The organism is Cupriavidus mimosae, assembly GCF_023952485.1.
Classification (GTDB): Bacteria; Pseudomonadota; Gammaproteobacteria; order Burkholderiales; family Burkholderiaceae; genus Cupriavidus; species Cupriavidus taiwanensis_C.
The window spans coordinates 78,129-96,754 of sequence record NZ_JALHRY010000003.1 but is presented as its reverse complement, the minus strand read 5'-3'; the positions used below and the strand labels follow the sequence as shown (position 1 = coordinate 96,754).

General features: G+C 65.5%; 14 protein-coding genes and 6 tRNA genes. 7 read left to right on the top strand and 13 right to left on the bottom strand.

The features are described 5' to 3' along the window. Positions 1 to 22 precede the first annotated feature (22 nt). Positions 23 to 295 carry a hypothetical protein gene (locus MKD50_RS06840; RefSeq protein ID WP_115703724.1) on the bottom strand — a complete coding sequence of 91 codons (273 nt, stop codon included), beginning with the start codon at positions 293 to 295 and terminating at the stop codon, positions 23 to 25. 462 nt (positions 296 to 757) lie between these two features. Here MKD50_RS06840 and trxA point away from each other — a divergent pair, with 462 nt between their 5' ends. From trxA to MKD50_RS06810, 6 genes are all read left to right on the top strand, one after another. Next, positions 758 to 1,084, top strand: a complete 327-nt coding sequence (gene trxA, locus MKD50_RS06835) for a thioredoxin TrxA (protein WP_029046118.1) — start codon at positions 758 to 760, stop codon at positions 1,082 to 1,084. Between the two features lie 180 nt (positions 1,085 to 1,264). Then, positions 1,265 to 2,527, top strand: a complete 1,263-nt coding sequence (rho, locus tag MKD50_RS06830; RefSeq protein ID WP_012353193.1) for a transcription termination factor Rho — start codon at positions 1,265 to 1,267, stop codon at positions 2,525 to 2,527. 76 nt (positions 2,528 to 2,603) lie between these two features. After that, positions 2,604 to 3,455 carry a M90 family metallopeptidase gene (locus MKD50_RS06825; RefSeq protein WP_115703726.1) on the top strand — a complete coding sequence of 284 codons (852 nt, stop codon included), beginning with the start codon at positions 2,604 to 2,606 and terminating at the stop codon, positions 3,453 to 3,455. 195 nt (positions 3,456 to 3,650) lie between these two features. Next, positions 3,651 to 3,911 carry a type B 50S ribosomal protein L31 gene (locus MKD50_RS06820; protein ID WP_012353195.1) on the top strand — a complete coding sequence of 87 codons (261 nt, stop codon included), beginning with the start codon at positions 3,651 to 3,653 and terminating at the stop codon, positions 3,909 to 3,911. Between the two features lie 264 nt (positions 3,912 to 4,175). Beyond that, a complete protein-coding gene (locus MKD50_RS06815) occupies positions 4,176 to 5,963 on the top strand; it encodes an ArnT family glycosyltransferase (protein ID WP_252666706.1) in 1,788 nt (595 codons plus the stop codon). 127 nt (positions 5,964 to 6,090) lie between these two features. Further along, positions 6,091 to 7,443, top strand: coding sequence for an MATE family efflux transporter (locus tag MKD50_RS06810; protein WP_252666705.1), 1,353 nt, complete (start codon positions 6,091 to 6,093; stop codon positions 7,441 to 7,443). Positions 7,444 to 7,671: 228 nt separating this feature from the next. Here MKD50_RS06810 and MKD50_RS06805 read toward each other — a convergent pair. The 7 genes from MKD50_RS06805 to gltX form a co-directional block, all read right to left on the bottom strand. After that, positions 7,672 to 7,748 (bottom strand) — tRNA-Asp (locus tag MKD50_RS06805). A 69-nt stretch (positions 7,749 to 7,817) separates the two neighbouring features. Beyond that, a tRNA-Glu gene (locus MKD50_RS06800) sits at positions 7,818 to 7,893 on the bottom strand. A 105-nt stretch (positions 7,894 to 7,998) separates the two neighbouring features. Next, positions 7,999 to 8,074: transfer RNA gene (locus tag MKD50_RS06795), tRNA-Ala, on the bottom strand. 192 nt (positions 8,075 to 8,266) lie between these two features. Then, positions 8,267 to 8,343, bottom strand: a tRNA-Asp gene (locus tag MKD50_RS06790). A gap of 70 nt (positions 8,344 to 8,413) precedes the next feature. Continuing rightward, positions 8,414 to 8,489 (bottom strand) — tRNA-Glu (locus tag MKD50_RS06785). A 66-nt stretch (positions 8,490 to 8,555) separates the two neighbouring features. After that, positions 8,556 to 8,631, bottom strand: a tRNA-Ala gene (locus MKD50_RS06780). Positions 8,632 to 8,923: 292 nt separating this feature from the next. Further along, entirely contained in the window at positions 8,924 to 10,324 is a 1,401-nt protein-coding gene (gene gltX / locus MKD50_RS06775; protein ID WP_240072302.1) for a glutamate--tRNA ligase, read from the bottom strand. A gap of 262 nt (positions 10,325 to 10,586) precedes the next feature. Between gltX and MKD50_RS06770 the strand changes: the two genes are divergently transcribed. Continuing rightward, the gene (locus MKD50_RS06770; protein ID WP_252666704.1) at positions 10,587 to 11,516 is read left to right on the top strand and encodes a patatin-like phospholipase family protein; all 930 of its coding nucleotides are present in this window, start codon (positions 10,587 to 10,589) and stop codon (positions 11,514 to 11,516) included. A 74-nt stretch (positions 11,517 to 11,590) separates the two neighbouring features. Here MKD50_RS06770 and MKD50_RS06765 read toward each other — a convergent pair whose 3' ends face one another. The 5 genes from MKD50_RS06765 to MKD50_RS06745 all read right to left on the bottom strand — a co-directional run bounded on the left by MKD50_RS06765 (position 11,591) and on the right by MKD50_RS06745 (position 18,474). Next, positions 11,591 to 12,271: a C40 family peptidase gene (locus MKD50_RS06765; protein ID WP_115703736.1), complete on the bottom strand. Its 681-nt coding sequence runs from the start codon at positions 12,269 to 12,271 to the stop codon at positions 11,591 to 11,593. Between the two features lie 408 nt (positions 12,272 to 12,679). Beyond that, positions 12,680 to 14,293 carry an ABC transporter ATP-binding protein gene (locus MKD50_RS06760; RefSeq protein ID WP_420703894.1) on the bottom strand — a complete coding sequence of 538 codons (1,614 nt, stop codon included), beginning with the start codon at positions 14,291 to 14,293 and terminating at the stop codon, positions 12,680 to 12,682. Between the two features lie 44 nt (positions 14,294 to 14,337). After that, on the bottom strand, positions 14,338 to 15,474 hold the full coding sequence (locus MKD50_RS06755) for an ABC transporter permease (protein ID WP_062800670.1): 1,137 nt from the start codon (positions 15,472 to 15,474) through the stop codon (positions 14,338 to 14,340). Continuing rightward, positions 15,471 to 16,520, bottom strand: a complete 1,050-nt coding sequence (locus MKD50_RS06750) for a microcin C ABC transporter permease YejB (protein ID WP_115661775.1) — start codon at positions 16,518 to 16,520, stop codon at positions 15,471 to 15,473. The genes MKD50_RS06755 and MKD50_RS06750 overlap by 4 nt, the downstream gene beginning before the upstream one ends. Positions 16,521 to 16,572: 52 nt before the next feature. Continuing rightward, the gene (locus tag MKD50_RS06745) at positions 16,573 to 18,474 is read right to left on the bottom strand and encodes an extracellular solute-binding protein (protein ID WP_240072303.1); all 1,902 of its coding nucleotides are present in this window, start codon (positions 18,472 to 18,474) and stop codon (positions 16,573 to 16,575) included. Between the last annotated feature and the right edge of the window lie 152 nt (positions 18,475 to 18,626).

The following is an 18,626-nucleotide window of genomic DNA, read 5'->3' as shown; positions in this document are numbered from 1 at the left end:
TATGGGGACAGGCCGCGCCGCTTCAGTCAGGACCGCCTTCCAGGCGGGCGCGGATTTCGCGCGCGGTTTCGAGCAGGCCTTCGTAGCCGGAGCGCGCATGCTCGGGCAGGTCGGGGTCGCCCACCAGCGTGCCGAGCGTTTCGATAATGCTGTAGACCAGCCCGCGCGCCGCGCCGGTGGCGATGCTGTTGGTCTCCACGGCGCTGCTGAGATGGTCCAGCGCATCGCTCAGGTGGTCGACGTCCGGCGCCTGGCCGGGCTCGGACTGCGAAGGCTTGCGGGGATCGGTGTTCATGTCGATGACCTAGTCAGGGGCGCAGGTGCATGGATGGTGCGCCGCGGGTCGCCCGGCGGGCGTCGTGCGGACCGCTTCTATTCTACGCGCACGCCGCACCCATCCGGCACCCCGGACGCGCAAGTGCATCCCATGACACCCACCGCTGGCGGCGGCGATTGGGCAAAACTCTCGCCGCGATTGAAAATAAGCATTTCAATGAATTAAACCTTTGCACCAGAATGACGGCATTGTTTGCGGGCCCTTATGCCTCGTTGCCGCAGGTTTGGCGGATGTGCCGGCGGCCGGTCTTGAAAATCGGCAAACTGGTAACATATCGGCAGCACCGGGCGCGGCAGCGGCCTCCACCGCCTGCTTCAGGCGTAAAGAGGCGGCCCGACGGGTCCGCGCAATCTCGTGTAAGGTAACGGTTCGGCCGTCCAGCCTTCAACATAAACAGAGCGAAACCAGAGGTTTTCCGCCATGAGCGAACAAATCAAGTATGTGAGCGACGCCTCGTTCGACGCCGACGTCCTCCAGTCCGACAAGCCCGTCCTGCTCGATTTCTGGGCGGAATGGTGCGGCCCCTGCAAGATGATCGCGCCGATCCTGGACGAAGTCGCCAAGGACTACGGCGACAAGCTGCAGGTCGCCAAGATCAATGTCGATGAAAACCAGCAGGTGCCGGCCAAGTTCGGCATCCGCGGCATCCCGACGCTGATCCTGTTCAAGAACGGCGCGGTCGCGGCCCAGAAGGTCGGCGCGCTGTCCAAGTCGCAACTGACTGCCTTCCTCGACGGCAACCTGTAAGCTGCGCGCCGGGACCCGACCCGCGGTCCCGGTTTCGTCACGATCCGACGTGCGTGCGCCACACCCTGGCGCGCCGGTCGGATTGTGCTAAGATGCCACCAACAACTCCCCGAGCGTTCGCTCATTTTCTCCCCCTTCCTTTAGGTCTCGCCCGTCCGGGCCCATCTGTACCCCTCGTCTATGCACCTGACAGAACTCAAATCGCTTCACGTGTCTGCGCTTCTCGAAATGGCGGCTACGCTCGAGATCGACAACGCACAGCGGATGCGCAAACAAGAACTGATGTTTGCGATCCTGAAGAAGCGCGCCAAGATGGGCGAAACCATCTACGGAGACGGCACCCTGGAAGTTCTGCCTGACGGCTTCGGTTTCCTGCGCTCGCCCGAGACCTCCTACCTGGCCAGCACCGACGACATCTACATCAGCCCGTCGCAGATCCGCCGCTTCAACCTGCACACCGGCGATTCGATCGAGGGCGAGGTGCGCACGCCCAAGGACGGCGAACGCTATTTCGCGCTGGTGAAGGTGGACAAGGTCAACGGACAGGCGCCCGAAGCGGTCAAGAACCGCATCATGTTCGAGAACCTGACGCCGCTGCATCCGAACCGGCCGCTCACGCTCGAACGCGATATCAAGGCGGAAGAAAACATCACCGGCCGCATCATCGACATGATCGCGCCGATCGGCCGCGGCCAGCGCGCGCTGCTGGTGGCGTCGCCCAAGTCGGGCAAGACCGTGATGCTGCAACACATTGCACACGCGATCGCCAACAATCATCCCGAAGCCGACCTGTTCGTGCTGCTGATCGACGAGCGTCCGGAAGAAGTGACCGAGATGCAGCGCTCGGTGCGCGGCGAGGTGGTGGCCTCCACCTTCGACGAACCTGCCATCCGCCACGTACAGGTCGCCGAAATGGTGATCGAGAAAGCCAAGCGCCTGGTCGAACTGAAGCGCGACGTGGTGATCCTGCTGGACTCGATCACCCGCCTGGCGCGCGCCTACAACACGGTGGTGCCGGCCTCGGGCAAGGTGCTGACCGGCGGTGTCGACGCCAACGCGCTGCAGCGCCCGAAGCGCTTCTTTGGCGCGGCGCGCAACCTGGAGGAAGGCGGCTCGCTGACCATCATCGCTACTGCGCTGATCGAAACCGGCAGCCGCATGGACGACGTCATCTACGAAGAGTTCAAGGGCACCGGCAACATGGAAGTGCACCTGGAACGCCGCCTGGCCGAAAAGCGCGTCTATCCGTCGATCAACCTGAACAAGTCCGGCACGCGCCGCGAAGAGCTGCTGATCAAGCCGGACATCCTGCAGAAGATCTGGGTGCTGCGCAAGTTCATCTCCGACATGGACGAAGTGCAGGCGATGGAATTCATCATGGACAAGATGAAGGCCACGAAGAACAACGCAGAGTTTTTCGATATGATGCGCCGAGGCGGCTAAGCCTCGCTGCGGCCGTGCCGCAACGCAGACAGGAAGGCGTGCCGCGGCACGCCTTTTTTGTTTTTTCGACGATGTCATGCTGGGCAAACTGACCACATTCCTGCGCTCGCGCTCGCGTGCCCGCAAGCTGGAGCACTACGCCATCCCCGATGCGCTCTGGTCGCGCACCGTGGCCACGCTGCCGTTCGTGCAGCGCTACGGCGGCGAGGACCTGGCGGCGCTGCGCGAACTGGCCACGCTGTTCATTGCCGAGAAGGAATACTCCACCGCGCACGACTTGCCGCTGGACGACGACATGGTGGTCAGCGTCGCCGTACAGGCCTGCGTACCGATCCTGAAACTGGGGCTGCCGTGGTACCGCGGCTGGCATGGCATCGTGCTCTACCCGGGCGAGTTCATCATCCGACGGACCGTGCAGGACGAGATCGGCCTGGTACACGGCGTAGTCGAGGAAGCCAGCGGCGAAGCCTGGGAGCACGGGCCGGTGATCCTGTCCTGGCCCGATGTGCACAGCCCCGGCGCGGGCATCGACAGCGACCATGAACTGCCGGCGGACACGTATAACGTGGTCATCCACGAATTCGCCCACAAGCTCGACATGCTCGACGGCGAACCCGACGGCGTGCCGGCATTCTCGCGCGTGCTGCATCCGGAGGTCGACGCCGAGGCCTGGGCCGAGACCTTCCTGAGCGAGTACGATCGCTTCGCCGAAGCCTGGGACGCCCGCGACGAGGCGGACTGGGAGCACCCGGAGCGCTTGCCCGCGGCGCTGCGCATCATCGACCCCTACGGCAGCGAGGCGCCGAGCGAATTCTTTGCAGTGACCTCCGAGTCATTTTTTGTCGAGCCGGCCGGACTGGCGCGGCACTGGCCGCTGGTGTACAAGTCATTGGCGGCATTCTATCGGCAGGATCCCGCTGCAATGTGAAATAAGGATCGCTTTCTGGCGCAACACTTTGTTGGGCCAGAGCCCTTACGCGCTTCCCCAAGTATTTGTTTTTCTGCCATAATCCCGGTTTGCCCGTAATCGGCAAGTGGTTCGTTCGTCGCCGCACCATCTCTTCTCCCTGGCGGAGAACCGCGGATTGCAACGGACTGGCTACCCAACCAGAAAGGACTCATCATGAAAGAAGGCATTCACCCGAATTACCGCGAAGTCGTGTTCCAGGACATGTCCAGCGACTTCAGCTTCATCACCCGCTCGACCATCCAGACCAAGGACACGATCGTGAAGGACGGCAAGGAATACCCGCTGGCCAAGATCGAAGTCTCGTCGGAATCGCACCCGTTCTACACCGGCACCCAGAAGATCATGGACACCGCCGGCCGCGTGGAAAAGTTCCGCCAGAAGTTCGGCAACAAGCTGGGCAAGGCTGCGAAGTAATCGCTTTCAGCGACCCCGCTTCGCGCCAGCCGCGGACAAGTTCCGGGCGCGCGCGAACCAGCAAAGAGGCAGCATCGGCTGCCTCTTTGCATTTGTGCCGGAGCGCCGCACAGGCAAGCCCTGGCAGCCCGCCCGGCACTGCCCGCTATTTGGATTTACCCCCACATTCCGTGAGGCTTCCACGCCATGCCACGGCCACGCGGCCGCCGCATGCGCGATACTGTGGCCTTCGCGCCATGGCGCCACGGCCCGACCTGAGCATCGATGCGTCAAGCCAATACCTCACCCGTCCAGTTGACCGCAGCCGCCACCGGCGCCCTGCCGCGCGCGCTGCTGCTGGCCATCTGCATCATCTACGGCCTGGTCGGCCTGTTCGGGCGCGACCCCTGGAAGAACGAGGACGCCGCGGGCTTCGGCGTGATGTGGCAGCTCGCCACCGGCGGCACGCACGACTGGCTGATGCCGAACATCGTCGGCCGCCCGTACAGCGAGGACGGCCCGCTGGTGTTCTGGATCGGCGCGCTGATGATCCGCGGCTTTGGCGGCTGGCTGGGCGCAACCGACGCGGCGCGGCTGGCGACGGCACTGTTCTTCTTCGCCACCTGCGCCTGCATCTGGTACACCACCTACCTGCTGGGCCGGCGCGATGAGGTCCAGCCCTTTGCCTATGCCTTCGGCGGCCAGCCCAATGCGCGCGACTACGGCCGCACGCTGGCCGACGGCGCGCTGCTGATCTTCCTTGCCTGCGTGGGCCTGGCCATGCGCGGGCACGAGACCACGCCGCAGGTCGGGCAGGTCGCGTTCATCGCGCTGGCGTTGTACGGCATGGTGCGCAGCCTCGACAAGCCCACCCAGGGCAGCCTGATCTATGGTGCCGCGCTGGGCGGCCTGACGCTGGCCAGCGGGCCGCTGCTGGCGCTGGCGCTGCTGCTCGGCACGGCGGTGTGCGCGCTGGTGTGCAAGCCGCTGCCGTGGCGGCGCCTTGCCGTGGGCGCGATTCCGCTGGCGCTGCTGATCGTGGCGGCGTGGCTGGCAGCCGCCTATTTCGGCGCGGCCGACCGCAACGAGGCCGTGACCTTTATCCGCGAATGGTCGCGCTATGACCGCCGCAGCTACGGCTCGCCCAATATGGCGACGTTCGGCTTCAACATGCGCAACCTGTTCCTGTATACGTGGCCGGTGTGGCCGATCGCAGGCTGGGCCTGGATCGCCTGGACCGGCATGCGCCGGGCGCCCCATGTCGCGGCTCCGCTGGCGCTGCTGCTGCCGGTGCTGGTCCTGCTGTTCCTGCAACGCAGCGCCGGCGACGTGCAGTTCATCCTGCTGCTGCCGCCGATGGCCGTGCTGGCCGCCTTTGCCCTGCCGACGCTGGCGCGCGGCGTGATCAACGCCATCGACTGGTTCGCGCTGCTGTTCTTCACCATCTTCGGCGGCACGGTCTGGTTCATGTGGATCGCCAAGACCACCGGCTGGCCGCCGCGCATCGCGCGCAACGTGTTCCGCCAGCTGCCGGGCTACCAGCATGAATTCACCATCGCCGCGGTGGTGTTTGCGCTGGCGGCGACGGTGGCCTGGGTGCTGATTGTGCGCTGGCGGCTGTCGCGCGCGCCCAAGCAGATCTGGCGCCCGGTGGTGATTTCCGCGGCCGGCACCACGCTGATGTGGGTCATGGCGATGACGTTGTGGCTGCCGTCGATCAACTACGGCAAGACCTATCGCGACGTGGCCCAGGCGGCGTCGATGGCGCTGCCGCCGGCCTACCAGTGCGTGCAGCCGATCCGCATGGGCGATGCGCAGCTGGCGTCGTTCGCCTACTTCGGCCATATTCGCTTCGGCGGACCCAACGACGGCTGCGACGTGCTGCTGCGCCACGATTCGGTCGACTACGGCGAGCCGGGCAATATCTCGCACTTCGAGTGGCGGCTGATCTGGGAAGGCCGGCGCCCGGCCGACCGCGACGAGCGCTTCCGCATGTACCGCCTGGTCGATACCGCCCGCGCCGTCCACCCGCGCCCCGACCTGCCGCGACGCCGCCTGCCGCGCCAGCCTTGAGCCTTGTCTGCTCGCCGTCGCCACTAGCCGCACCCCGATACATCGCAGCGCCTGACGCGCCCACGAACCATTCCGGCCGCAGGCGGCTGCGGGGCTGGATTTCCAGCCCGCCCCTGCCGAGCCCTGAATGACACTGTTCCAAGACCTTCGCCGCATTGCCGCCCTGGCCGCACCCGTGCTGGCCGGGCAACTCGCCGTGATCGCCTTCGGCGTGATCGATACCGTGATGGCCGGACGCGCGTCCGCCACCGATCTCGCCGCCGTGGGCCTGGGCGGGTCGATCTACGTCACCATCTATATCAGCCTGATGGGCGTGCTGCAGGCACTCTCGCCCATCGCCGGCCAGCTCTATGGTGCCGGCCGCCTCGAGGCCATCGGTGCGGAAGTGCGGCAGGCCGCCTGGCTGGGCATCGCGCTGGCGCTGCCTGGCGTGCTGCTGCTGGCGTTTCCCGGCCCGCTGCTGGCCTTCGCCAAGGCGCCTCCGGAGCTGGTCGAGAAGGCCACCGCGTACCTGCATTTCGGCGCCTTCGGCTTGCCGGCGGCGCTGGCCTTCCGCATCTACTCGGCGCTGAACAATGCGCTGTCCCGGCCGATCATGGTGACGGTGCTGCAGGTCGCGGGCCTGGCATTGAAGGTGCCGCTCAATGCCTGGTTCATCCACGGCGGCCTGGGCGTGCCGGCAATGGGTGGTCCCGGCTGCGGCCTGGCCTCGACGCTGATCAGCTGGACCTGGTGCATCGCCGGGCTGCTGATCCTGCGCCATGGCAGCGCCTATCATGCGCTGCGCATCTTCGACGCCTGGAGCTGGCCCGCCGCCGCGCCGCTGCGCGCGCTGTTGCGCCTGGGCGTGCCAATGGGGCTCACCTACCTGATTGAGATCACGTCGTTCACGTTGATGTCGATCTTCATTACGCGCCTGGGCACCGTGACGCTCGCCGGCCACCAGATCATTGCCAACCTGGGGGCAGTGGCCTACATGCTGCCGCTGTCGCTGGGGATTGCCACCTCGACCCTGGTGGCGCAGCATCTCGGCGCGCGCGACCGGGCCGACGCCGGCCGGCTCGCCTGGCGCGGCATCCGCATGGCGGTGGTGCTGGCGGTGCTGACCGGCGCGCTGCTGTGGGTGCTGCGCAAGCCCGTGCTTGACGCCTATGCCAGCGATCCCGCTGTAGTCGCCGCGGCGCTGCCGCTGGTTCTGTTCGTGGCGTTCTACCAGGCCTTCGACGCGGTGCAGGTGATGACGGCCTTTATCCTGCGTGCATACAAGATCGCGCTTGTCCCGACGGTGATCTACGCCGGCTCGCTATGGGGCATCGGGCTGGGGGGCGGGTACGTGCTGGGCTTCGGCCTGATCGACGGCATGCCGGACTTCACGCGCGGCGCGAGCGGCTTCTGGCTGGCCAACAGCATCAGCCTGGCCATTGCAGGCGTGCTGCTGGTGCGGTATTTCAGCCGGGTCAGCAGGGATCCGGAAAGCTGAATCGCACCGAGCCGTCCCAACCGGCCGCAGCAATTTGGACGAGTAGAAAAGAAAAAGCCCGCTTGCGCGGGCTCTTCAAAATTGGCGGAGTGGACGGGACTCGCCTACGTGCCGCAGGCCGCTGCTGCGCCTGCAGGCGCAGCCCTTCTCGTCCCGCCGCGAGCCGCGCAGGCGGCTCGCTCCACTCCGTACAAAAGAAAAAGCCCGCTTGCGCGGGCTTTTCAAAATTGGCGGAGTGGACGGGACTCGAACCCGCGACCCCCGGCGTGACAGGCCGGTATTCTAACCGACTGAACTACCACTCCTTAGTCGGCTGCCGGCTCAAGCTATTGCTCGAGACGACATGCTGGACGTCTGATTACGCCCGGCTGTTTTGGCGTCCCCTAGGGGATTCGAACCCCTGTACTCACCGTGAAAGGGTGATGTCCTAGGCCTCTAGACGAAGGGGACAGAAACTTGTTCTTCAACGCGTTTTCTGTCTTGCGCTGGAAAGTCTGCCATCATAGCAGGCTTTTTCGCGCTTGGGAAGCTTCTTTTCAGACGCTCCCCAGATTCTGGTGGAGCTAAGCGGGATCGAACCGCTGACCTCTTGCATGCCATGCAAGCGCTCTCCCAGCTGAGCTATAGCCCCGTATCCGGTATTCTGGACGGTTACTGCATTCTTCCACCGCCGCCGCTTGCGCAGCGTTTGCAGCGAAGACAGGATTATATAGCGGTTTTGGCAACGAATGCAACATATTTTATTGCATTTACTGCGATTCAAAACATAATCCCTCACCCAAAAGAAAAACCCGCATGGTAAATGTCCATGCGGGTTTAGTTTTGGCGGAGTGGACGGGACTCGAACCCGCGACCCCCGGCGTGACAGGCCGGTATTCTAACCGACTGAACTACCACTCCTTAGTCGGCTGCCGGCTCAAGCTAAACGCTTGAGACGACATGCTGGACGTCTGATTACGCCCTGCTGTTATGGCGTCCCCTAGGGGATTCGAACCCCTGTACTCACCGTGAAAGGGTGATGTCCTAGGCCTCTAGACGAAGGGGACAGAAACTTGTCTTTCAACACGTTCCGTCTGGCATCAGCCGATACTGCCTGGCTGACGCCTCAATCTTGGTGGAGCTAAGCGGGATCGAACCGCTGACCTCTTGCATGCCATGCAAGCGCTCTCCCAGCTGAGCTATAGCCCCATGGTACTTCCATTTACTGCCACTTGCTGCGCTGTCACTTGAATTAACTACCGTTTCAAGCGAAGCCAAGATTATATATCAATCATTAATCTTTGCAAGTTCCCGTTTCAGCTTTTTCGCCTGCTCTGCACTTCAATAATCCGCTCAGAGAAAACGAGGATCCTTGCGGATCCACCGGCCCGCTTGGTCGCTTTGTAAGCTGCCGCGCTGCAGGGAGAACGAGATTATGCGCAAGTCCAAGCCGAAGCGCAAGCCCCGACACGGACTTTTTTTGCGTCTTTTCAGGCAGCGCTCAAGCCGCGGCGGCCAGACGGCGCAGCACCGTGTCGCGCCCGAACAGCTCCAGCACCGCGTCGATGCTTGGCGTCTGCAGCTGCCCCGCCACCAGCAACCGTACCGGCATGGCCAGCTTGGGCATCTTCAACCCGAACTCGGCCAGCACGGCCTTGAAGGCGGCGCTGATCTCCGCGCGTGTCCACGCCGGCAGCGCGGCCAGCCGGGCCGACAGTGCGGCCAGCGCCGGCTGGATCTCCGGAGTCAGGTGTTCCGCCTTGAGCGCGGCATCGGCCTGCGGCTCGCCGCGATAGAACAGCAGCGCGGCCTGCGCGACTTCCTTGAGCGTGTTGGCGCGGTCCTTCACCAGCGCGATCACGCCCACCAGGTCCGCCCCCTCCACCTTGCCGCCCAGCGCCTCGATAAAGGGCTGCGTCAGCGTGGCCAGGCGCTGGTTGTCACCAGCCTTGATGTAGTGGTTGTTGAGCCAGGCCAGCTTCTCGGGGTTGTACTGGGCCGGCGACTTGCCCAGGTGCTCCAGGTCGAACCATTCGACGAACTGCTCGCGCGAGAAGATCTCGGCATCGCCGTGGGCCCAGCCGAGCCGCGCCAGGTAGTTCAGCACCGCCTCCGGCAGGTAGCCCTCGTCGCGGTAGCCGGTCACGCTCATCGCGCCATGGCGCTTGCTCATTTTCTCGCCCTGCTCGTTGAGCACGGTCGGCAGGTGCGCGTAGACCGGCGGCGTGCCGCCCAGCGCGCGGATGATGTTGATCTGGCGCGGCGTGTTGTTGACGTGGTCGTCGCCACGGATCACGTGCGTGATCTGCATGTCGAGATCGTCCACCACCACGCAGAAGTTGTAGGTGGGCGTGCCGTCGGGGCGCGCGATCACCAGGTCGTCGAGCTCGTCGTTGGCGATCTCGATGCGGCCCTTGACCGCGTCATCCCACACCACGCTGCCGCCGATGGGGTTCCTGAAGCGAATCACCGGGTCCACGCCGGCCGGCGGTTCAGGCAGCACCTTGCCCGGCTCCGGCCGCCAGAAGCCGTTGTAGCGCGGCTTCTCGCCACGCTCGCGCTGGGCTTCGCGCAGCGCGTCCAGTTCGGCCGTGCTCATGTAGCAGCGGTAGGCCAGCCCGGCCTCGACCATCTGCGCCACCACCTCGCGATAGCGGTCCATGCGCTGCATCTGGTAGAACGGCCCTTCGTCGATATCCAGTTCCAGCCAGGCCATGCTTTCGAGGATCACGTCGACCGCTTCCTGCGACGAACGCTCGACGTCGGTGTCCTCGATGCGCAGGATGAAGTCGCCCTGCATGCGGCGGGCAAAGGCCCAGGGATAGAGCGCGGAGCGGATGTTGCCGAGATGGATGAAGCCGGTCGGGCTCGGCGCAAAGCGGGTGCGGACGCGTTGGGTCATGGTCAGGGCAAAAACAAGAAAGCCCGCGCGCGGCGGCGCGCAGGCTGGTGTATGTGCGGGCCCTGCATTATACCAACGCGTATTGCCTGACCCCTGCGCCCTCGCCCGCGCCCCTGCGCGCACCGGCGCCGCGCGGAATCATTTATGCTTGCGCCGGTCTGAACTGTGGCCGGCAGCCAGCCCGCGACGCGAGCGTGTATGGAGAAGCACCCGCATCGCATCGCCGCCGTCCGGTCCCACCTTGTTACCGATCCCCCGCTGCATGCAACGACGTCATTTTCTCGGCATTTCCGCCGCCGCCCTGCTGGCGGGCTGCGCCTTCGGACCGCGCTCCGCACCACCGGGCGCGGCCATGCCCGCCACGCCACCCACCCCGCGGCCCATCAAGATCGGCCTGGCGCTGGGCGGCGGCGCGGCGCGCGGCTTTGCTCATATCGGCGTGATCAAGGCGCTCGAGGCCCAGGGCATCCGCGCCGACCTGGTCACCGGCACCAGCGCCGGCGCGGTGGTGGCGGCGCTGTACGCCAGCGGGCTCAATGGCTTCGAGCTGAACAAGCTGGCCCTGACCATGGACGAAGCCGCAATTGCCGACTGGGCGCTGCCATTCGGCACCCGCTTCGGCGGCTGGCTCAAGGGCGAGGCGCTGCAGAACTACGTCAACCGGCTGGTGCAGAACCGCCCCATCGAAGCCATGAAGCTGCCGCTGGGCATCGTCGCCACCGACCTAAAGAGCGGTGACAAGATCCTGTTCCGCCGCGGCAACACGGGCCAGGCCGTGCGCGCTTCCAGCAGTGTGCCGGGCGTATTCCAGCCGGTATCGATCCAGGGGCACGACTATGTCGACGGCGGCCTGGTCGAGCCGGTGCCGGTGGATTCCGCGCGCGCCATGGGCGCGGACTTCATCATCGCGGTCAATATCTCGGCCGACCCGTCGGCGCAACAGCACGCCGGCCAGAGCGGCGTGCTGCTGCAGACCACCGCGATCATGGGCCAGTCGATCAACAAGATGGCGCTGGCGCGCGCCGACGTGGTGATCCGGCCCGAGCTGCCCGACATGGGCGGCAGCGATTTCAACGCACGCAACCGCGCCGTGCTGGCGGGCGAACAGGCGACCGCGGCGGTCATGGCAACGCTGCGGCAGCGGCTGGAACAGGCCCGGCTGGCGCCGGCCGGCAAGGTCGCGGCGCAGTAGCCGCGCCGTCGCCGCTTCGGAAAACAAAAAGGACTGCCGCAGCAGTCCTTTCTTGTTTAACGCGTCGCCAGCCGTCAGCCGCCGTACAGCGACGCGCGAGCCGCCTTGGGATCGTAGCGCTTGAGCGTCTCGACCATGTCGCCCAGGCCCTCGGCACTGCGCTCCTTGCCTTCGTCGATGCGGCGGGCGCCGTTGTAGCGGGTCACCCAGTAGGCCGCGCGCATGTCGTCGACGCGGATCTTGCTGCCGGTGGACGGCGCATGCACGAACTTGTTGTCGCCGATATAGATGCCGACATGCGAGAAGGTCTGGCGCATGGTGTTGAAGAACACCAGGTCGCCCGGACGCAGGTCGCTGGTGGCCACGGTGGTGCCGACGCGGCTGATTTCGACGGAGCGGCGCGGCAGCATGAAGCCGAAGGTGTCGTGGAACACGTAGCGGACGAAGCCGCTGCAGTCCAGGCCGGATTCGGGCGTATTGCCGCCGAAGCGGTAACGCACGCCGATCAGGCCCAGCGCGTTCATGACCAGGTCGCCAGCCTTGCTGGCAACGTTGCTGGTGGAATTCACCACCGACGACAGCAAGCCGCGCTTGCCTTCCGGATGCGAATCGACGGCCTGGGCCGCGGACTCGATACGGGTGTCGGCATCCTTGAATACCGTATCCGCCAGCACTCCATTCGACACAGTCGCACCGCAGGCAAGGGCAAATCCGACGGCGGCGTGCGCCAGGGAATGAAGCACCGATCGCTGCATTGGTTCTCCTGTTGATCGTTCCAAAGCAAGCCCCGGCACAAGGTCCGGGGCAGCTGGGTATTGGGTGGATGTCGCGCGAACGTTTCAGTGACGTCGGGCGATCATCGTGTGAACTACGGGGACAAACCCTGCGCAACCTTCGTGCCAGGCCGTCATGTCGGCTGCCGCACCGCAAGCGTGCACGGCATGCGCCAATGCGCCGGACGGACCACCCCCAAAACTAGTTCTGGCGGGATGGTAAAGGGTTGTCATTCACATGTCAAAGTTCGTTACAAATTCGACGGATTTGGCTTCCGAATCAACGATATAGACCGTTTTTCGCATCTTCTTTATCGGATTAATCGCATGGTTCGGTGCTAACTGGCGGGTACGCAATGTCGCCGCACTGCAACAGAAAGTCCGGCCGCATCACGCGGCACCCACCTGCGCCGCCGCCATCAGCTTGCGCGTATAGGGATGTTGCGGTGCCCCCAGCACCGCTTCGGTATCGCCGGCCTCGACCACTTCGCCCGCCTTCATCACGATGACCCGGTGCGCCATGGCGCGGATCACCGCCAGGTCGTGGCTGATGAAGAGGTAGCTGAGGTTGTACTTGTGCTGCAGCTGGGACAGCAATGCCAGCACCTGCTGCTGGATCGACACGTCCAGCGCCGAGGTGGGCTCGTCCAGCACCAGTATCTGGGGCTTGAGGATCAGCACGCGGGCGATGGCGATGCGCTGGCGCTGCCCGCCCGAGAACTCGTGCGGATAGCGGCCCAGAGCGGTACGGTCGAGGCCGACCTCGCGCAGCGCCTCGATCACGCGCTGGCGCGTGGCCTCGCGCGACAGGCCGGGCTGGTGCAGCGCCAGGCCTTCGCCGACGATCTGCTCGATGGTCATGCGCGGCGCCAGCGAGCCGAACGGATCCTGGAACACCACCTGCATGCGTGCGCGCAGCTTGCGGCGGTCGTCGCGCGTGGCGGTGTCGAAGCTGCGACCCAGGAAATGGATGGTGCCCGCGCTCTTGCGCTGCAGCGCCAGCACGGTATGCGCCAGCGTGGTCTTGCCCGAACCGGACTCGCCCACGATGCCCAGGGTCTCGCCCTCGCGCAGCTGGAAGTCGACATCCTTGACCGCCGCGAACTGGTCCTTGCCGAACCACCCTGCCAGGCCGCGGCGCTTGCGCGCATAGGTGACGCCGAGCTTGTTCGCCTCGAGCAGCACCGGCGCCAGCGGCACCAGTGGCAGCACCTCGCGCCGCGGGCGGCTGTCGATCAGCTTGCGGGTATAGGGGTGCTGGGGCGCGGCGAATACGCGGGCGGTCTCGCCGGTTTCCACCAGCACGCCCTTCTCCATCACGCCGACCCGTTGCGCGAAGGCGCGCACCAGGTTGAGGTCATGGGTGATCAGCATCACCGCCATGCCGAACTCGGCCTGCAGGTCGCGCAGCAGGTCGAGGATCTGCGCGCGGATGGTCACGTCCAGCGCCGTGGTCGGCTCATCGGCCAGCAACAGCTTGGGCCGGCACGCCAGCGCCATGGCGATCATGGCGCGCTGGCGCTGGCCGCCCGAGAGCTGGTGCGGGAAGCTGTCGAAGCGATGCGCGGCATCGCTGATGCCGGTGCGCTCGAGCAGCGCGATGGCGCGCTCGCGCGCGGCGCGGCGGTCGAGGCCTTCGTGCAGGGCCAGGGTCTCGACGATCTGGTTGCCGATGGTGTACAGCGGATTCAACGCGGTCATCGGCTCCTGGAAGATCATCGCAATCTCGGCACCGCGGATCGCGCGCATTTCGCGGTCTGAGACCTCCAGCAGGTTCTTGCCCTCGAAACGGATCGCGCCATCGTAGTAGGCGTCTTCCACCAGCCGCAGCATGGCCAGCGCCGTCACGGTCTTGCCCGAGCCCGACTCACCCACCAGCGCATAGCGCTCGCCGGCACGCAGGTCGAAGCTGACGTCGCGCACGGCACGGGTGGCATGTTCGCCGTGGCCGAAGGTGACCGACAGCTTGTCGACGCACATCAGCATCGATCCCGGCGCGGGCATCGGCGCCGGCTCCACGTCCGGCAAGGTCATCGGCGACACCGCGGTCATGGCGTGGCCTCCGGTGCCGCGCCGGTGGGGGCGCCTGCTGGAACCTTGGGTTCGACCCGGCCGCGCAGCGCGGCCAGGCCCAGCCGGGTATCGAAGGCATCGCGCAGCGCGTCGCCCATGAAGGTCAGCAGCAGCAGCGTCACCACCAGCACCGCGAAGGTCGACAGCGAGATCCACCACGCGTCGAGGTTGGCCTTGCCCTGCGCCAGCAACTCGCCCAGGCTCGGCGTGGTAGGCGGCACGCCCAGGCCGAGGAAGTCCAGGCTGGTCAGCGCCAGGATGGCCGCGCTCATGCGGAATGGCAGGAAGGTGATCACCGGGGTCAGGCTGTTGGGCAGGATGTGGCGCCACATGATCTGCACGTTGGACAGTCCCAGCGCGCGCGCGGCCTTGACGTAGTCGAGCGAGCGGTTGCGGTAGAACTCGGCGCGCACGTAGTCGGACAGGCCCATCCAGCCGAACAGCGACAGCAGGATGATCAGTAGCGCCAGGCTGGGCTCGAAGATGGAGGCGAAGATGATCAGCAGGTAGAGCTCGGGCATCGAACTCCAGATCTCGATGGCGCGTTGCGAGAACAGGTCGAAGCGCCCGCCGAAGAAGCCCATCAGCGCCCCGGTCAGCGTGCCGACCAGCACCCCGATCACGGTCAGCGCCAGCGCGAACAGCACCGACACGCGGAAGCCATACAGCAGCCGCGCCAGCACGTCGCGGCCGCGGTCGTCGGTGCCGAGCCAGTTCTCGGCCGAGGGCGGCGCCGGGTTCGGTTCCTTGGCGAAGTAGTTGAGCGAATCGTACGAATACCGGTTCAGCGGAAATACCGCGAAATTGCCGTTGGTGGTGATGCGGTCGCGGATATACGGGTCCAGGTAATCGGCCGGCGTGGCGAAATCGCCGTCGAAAGTGGTTTCGGGATAGACCTTGACGATGGGGAAATACCATTCGCCCTTGTAGTGCACCACCAGCGGGCGGTTGCTCGACAGCAACTCGGCGCCCAGGCTGAGCACGAAGATGACGACGAAGATCACCAGGCTCCAGTAGCCGCGCCGGTTGCGGCGAAAGCGCTGCCAGGCACGCTGGCGCGGCGAAGGCGAATGCGGCAGGCCGTTGGGCGCCGCGTGCGAGAATGGTTTCATCGGTGCAAGCCCTCGAAATGGATGCGCGGATCCACCAGCACGTAGCAGACGTCGGAGATCAGGCGCGTGACCAGCCCGATCAGCGTGAACAGGTAGAGCGTGCCGAGCACCACCGGATAGTCGCGCCGCAGCACCGCCTCATAAGACAGCAGGCCCAGCCCGTCGAGCGAGAACAGCGTCTCGATCAGCAGCGAGCCGGTGAAGAAGGCGCCGATGAACGCCGCCGGGAAGCCGGTCACCAGCGGGATCAGGGCATTGCGGAAGACGTGCTTCCACAGCACGCGGCGCTCCCCCAGGCCCTTGGCGCGCGCGGTCAGCACATACTGCTTGCGGATTTCCTCGAGGAACGCGTTCTTGGTCAGCATGGTCACCACCGCGAAGCTGCCCACCACCGACGCCGTGATCGGCAGCACCAGGTGCCACAGGTAGTCCATCACCTTGCCCATCAGCGACAGCTGCTCCCAGTTGTCGGAAGTCAGCCCGCGCAGCGGGAACCACTGCACGAAGGTGCCGCCGCCGAACACCACCAGCAGCAGCACGCCCAGCACGAAGCCGGGAATGGCATAACCCACCAGCACGATGACGCTGGTCACCACGTCGAAGCGGCTGCCCGCCCGGATGGCCTTGGAGATGCCGAGCGGCACCGATATCAGGTAGGTCAGGAAGAAGGTCCACAGGCCCAGGCTGACCGATACCGGCAGTTTGGACTTGACCAGCTCCCACACGCTGCGGTGCTGGAAATAGCTCTCCCCCAGGTCGAACTGTGCAAAGCGCTTGAGCATCAGGAAGTAGCGCTCCAGCGGCGGCTTGTCGAAGCCGTAGAGCGCCTGGATCTCCTTGATCTTGTCGGGGTCGACGCCGCGCCGGCCGCGGTATTCGGCGCCGCCGCCGCTGGCTTCGCCAGCGCCGCCGCGCCCTTTCAGCTCCATCATCATCTGTTCGACCGGGCCGCCCGGCACGAACTGGATCACGACAAAGGTCAGCGTGATGACCCCGACCAGCGTCGGAATCATCAGCAGAATGCGTTTGAGCAGATAGGCAAGCATGGGGGGCCGTCTCTTTCCTTGTCCGCGCTGAACCTGCCAGCGCCTGAGCGCCTCAGCGGGCTTGCGCCTGCACGTCGGTGCGCCACCAGTGGCTGAGGATCCAGCCTTCCGCCGTGTAGAAATACGGCAGCCGCTCCGGGTACGCCAGCGTCTTGCGGTAGGCGACCCGGTGCGACGCGCTGTACCAGTTAGGCACGATGTAGTAACCATGCATCAGCACCCGGTCGAGCGCGCGGCCGGCAGTGACCAGTTCCTGCCGGGTATCGGCGCGCAGCACGTTGTCGACCAGCTTGTCGACCACCGGCGACTTCAGCCCGAACAGGTTGTCGGAGCCCGGCGTGCCGGCGGCCTCGCTGGAAAAGCGGTCGCGCAGTTCATTGCCCGGGCTTTGCGAATCGGGGAAGCGGATCGACACCATGTCGAAGTCGAAGTCTTCCAGCCGCTTCTGGTACAGCGCGAAATCGGTGGTGCGCTGGTGCACCTGGATGCCGAGCTTCTCGAGGTTGCGCACGTAGGTGGTGATCACCCGGCTCATGGCGCCACCATCGTCGAGGAACTCGAACACCAGCGGCTCGCCCTTGGCGTTGCGCAGCGCGCCGTCGGTATAGGTCCAGCCGGCCTGGGCCAGCAGGCGCCGCGCCAGGCGCAGGTTGTCGCGCAGCGAGCGCGGCGCCGCGGTGCTGGGCTGGACCACGTCCGGGCCGAACACCTCCGGCGGCAGCTGCGCCCGCAGCGGTTCGAGCAGCTGCAGTTCGCCGGGACCGGGACGGCCGTCGAAGGTGGCGCTGGCCGACAGTTCGCTGTTGGAGAACCAGCTGTCCAGGCGCTTGTAGGCGCCGTAGAACAGCTGCCGGTTGAGCCATTCGAAATCCAGCGCCAGGATCAGCGCCTGGCGTACGCGCACGTCCTGGAACACTGGCTTGCGCAGGTTCATGACATAGCCCTGCATGCCGGCCCCGTTGCGGTGCGGGAACTCGGTCTTGAGCAGCTCGCCGTTGCGAAAGCGCGTGCCCTGGTAGCTCTTGGCCCAGTTCTTGGCCTTGTATTCGACGATGGCGTCGAACTCGCCGGCCTTGAAGGCCTCGAGCCGGGCGGTCTCGTCCTTGTACAGGCGGTAGACCACGCGCGCGAAATTGAAGGTGCCGCGCCGCACCGCGAGGTCCTTGCCCCAGTATTTCGGGTCGCGCTGGAAGATGATGCCGCGGCCGGCGTCGAAGCGCTCGATCAGGTAGGGGCCGCTGGTGACCGGCGGCTCGAAGGTCAGCTTCTCGAACGGAACCTTGGCGGTCCACTTGCGCGAGAACACCGGCAGCGAACCGACGATCAGCGGCAGCTCGCGGTTGCGCTGCTTGAAATCGAAGCGCACGGTGCGCTCGCCGGTCACGACCACCGCCTTCACGTCGGTGCACATGCTGCGATAGCCGGGGCTCGAGGCCTTGCTCATGAGCATGTCGTAGGAGTACTTGACGTCCGAGGCCAGCACCGGATCGCCATTGGAGAAGCGTGCCTGCGGGCGGATCGTGAAGGTGACCGACAACTCGTCCGGCGCCACCGTGACGTCCTCGGCCAGCAGGCCATAAGCGCTCGCACTCTCGTCGGCGCTGCTGATCAGCAGCGACTCGAACATCAGCGCGTTCAGGCCCGGGGCCGAGGTGCCCTTGAGCGTGAACGGATTGAATTTATCGAAACTGGTGCGCCGGTCAGGATTGGCGAGCGTCAGCGTGCCGCCGACCGGCGCGCCAGGATTGGCGTAGTCGAAGTGCGAGAAATTCGGCTGGTACTTGAGGTCCCCATGCAGCGCAAAGCCATGCGCCGCCCATGCCGGATCAGAAAAGAGCGAGACCCCCGCCGCCAGCGTCAGCGCCAGCTTCATTGCCGCCCAACCACGCAGTACTGCATCCCGCCGGAAGCACTGCCATGCCGCCTGAAGCGGCCAACGTGCTTGAATAGGCATCCTGTTGGATTCCTCCACTGTCACCTGTGGGGCCCGGCGTTCTGCGGCCGGGCCAAGTATGAGACAATTTTACATGCGTCCGGGGTGGCCCCAGCCATCCGGACATTCCCTCTGCGCGGCGCAATAAAAGGGCCGCAGGACAGCCCGGCACC

What these genes read in the sequence shown, in the direction of transcription:
- MKD50_RS06770 (WP_252666704.1), top strand. Translation starts at nt 10,587, where the DNA reads ATGCAACGACGTCATTTTCTCGGCATTTCCGCCGCCGCCCTGCTGGCG.
- MKD50_RS06820 (WP_012353195.1), top strand. Translation starts at nt 3,651, where the DNA reads ATGAAAGAAGGCATTCACCCGAATTACCGCGAAGTCGTGTTCCAGGAC.
- MKD50_RS06840 (WP_115703724.1), bottom strand. Translation starts at nt 295, where the DNA reads ATGAACACCGATCCCCGCAAGCCTTCGCAGTCCGAGCCCGGCCAGGCG.
- MKD50_RS06745 (WP_240072303.1), bottom strand. Translation starts at nt 18,474, where the DNA reads ATGCCTATTCAAGCACGTTGGCCGCTTCAGGCGGCATGGCAGTGCTTC.
- MKD50_RS06755 (WP_062800670.1), bottom strand. Translation starts at nt 15,474, where the DNA reads ATGAAACCATTCTCGCACGCGGCGCCCAACGGCCTGCCGCATTCGCCT.
- rho (WP_012353193.1), top strand. Translation starts at nt 1,265, where the DNA reads ATGCACCTGACAGAACTCAAATCGCTTCACGTGTCTGCGCTTCTCGAA.
- gltX (WP_240072302.1), bottom strand. Translation starts at nt 10,324, where the DNA reads ATGACCCAACGCGTCCGCACCCGCTTTGCGCCGAGCCCGACCGGCTTC.
- trxA (WP_029046118.1), top strand. Translation starts at nt 758, where the DNA reads ATGAGCGAACAAATCAAGTATGTGAGCGACGCCTCGTTCGACGCCGAC.
- MKD50_RS06750 (WP_115661775.1), bottom strand. Translation starts at nt 16,520, where the DNA reads ATGCTTGCCTATCTGCTCAAACGCATTCTGCTGATGATTCCGACGCTG.
- MKD50_RS06760 (WP_420703894.1), bottom strand. Translation starts at nt 14,293, where the DNA reads ATGCCCGCGCCGGGATCGATGCTGATGTGCGTCGACAAGCTGTCGGTC.
- MKD50_RS06765 (WP_115703736.1), bottom strand. Translation starts at nt 12,271, where the DNA reads ATGCAGCGATCGGTGCTTCATTCCCTGGCGCACGCCGCCGTCGGATTT.
- MKD50_RS06815 (WP_252666706.1), top strand. Translation starts at nt 4,176, where the DNA reads ATGCGTCAAGCCAATACCTCACCCGTCCAGTTGACCGCAGCCGCCACC.
- MKD50_RS06825 (WP_115703726.1), top strand. Translation starts at nt 2,604, where the DNA reads ATGCTGGGCAAACTGACCACATTCCTGCGCTCGCGCTCGCGTGCCCGC.
- MKD50_RS06810 (WP_252666705.1), top strand. Translation starts at nt 6,091, where the DNA reads ATGACACTGTTCCAAGACCTTCGCCGCATTGCCGCCCTGGCCGCACCC.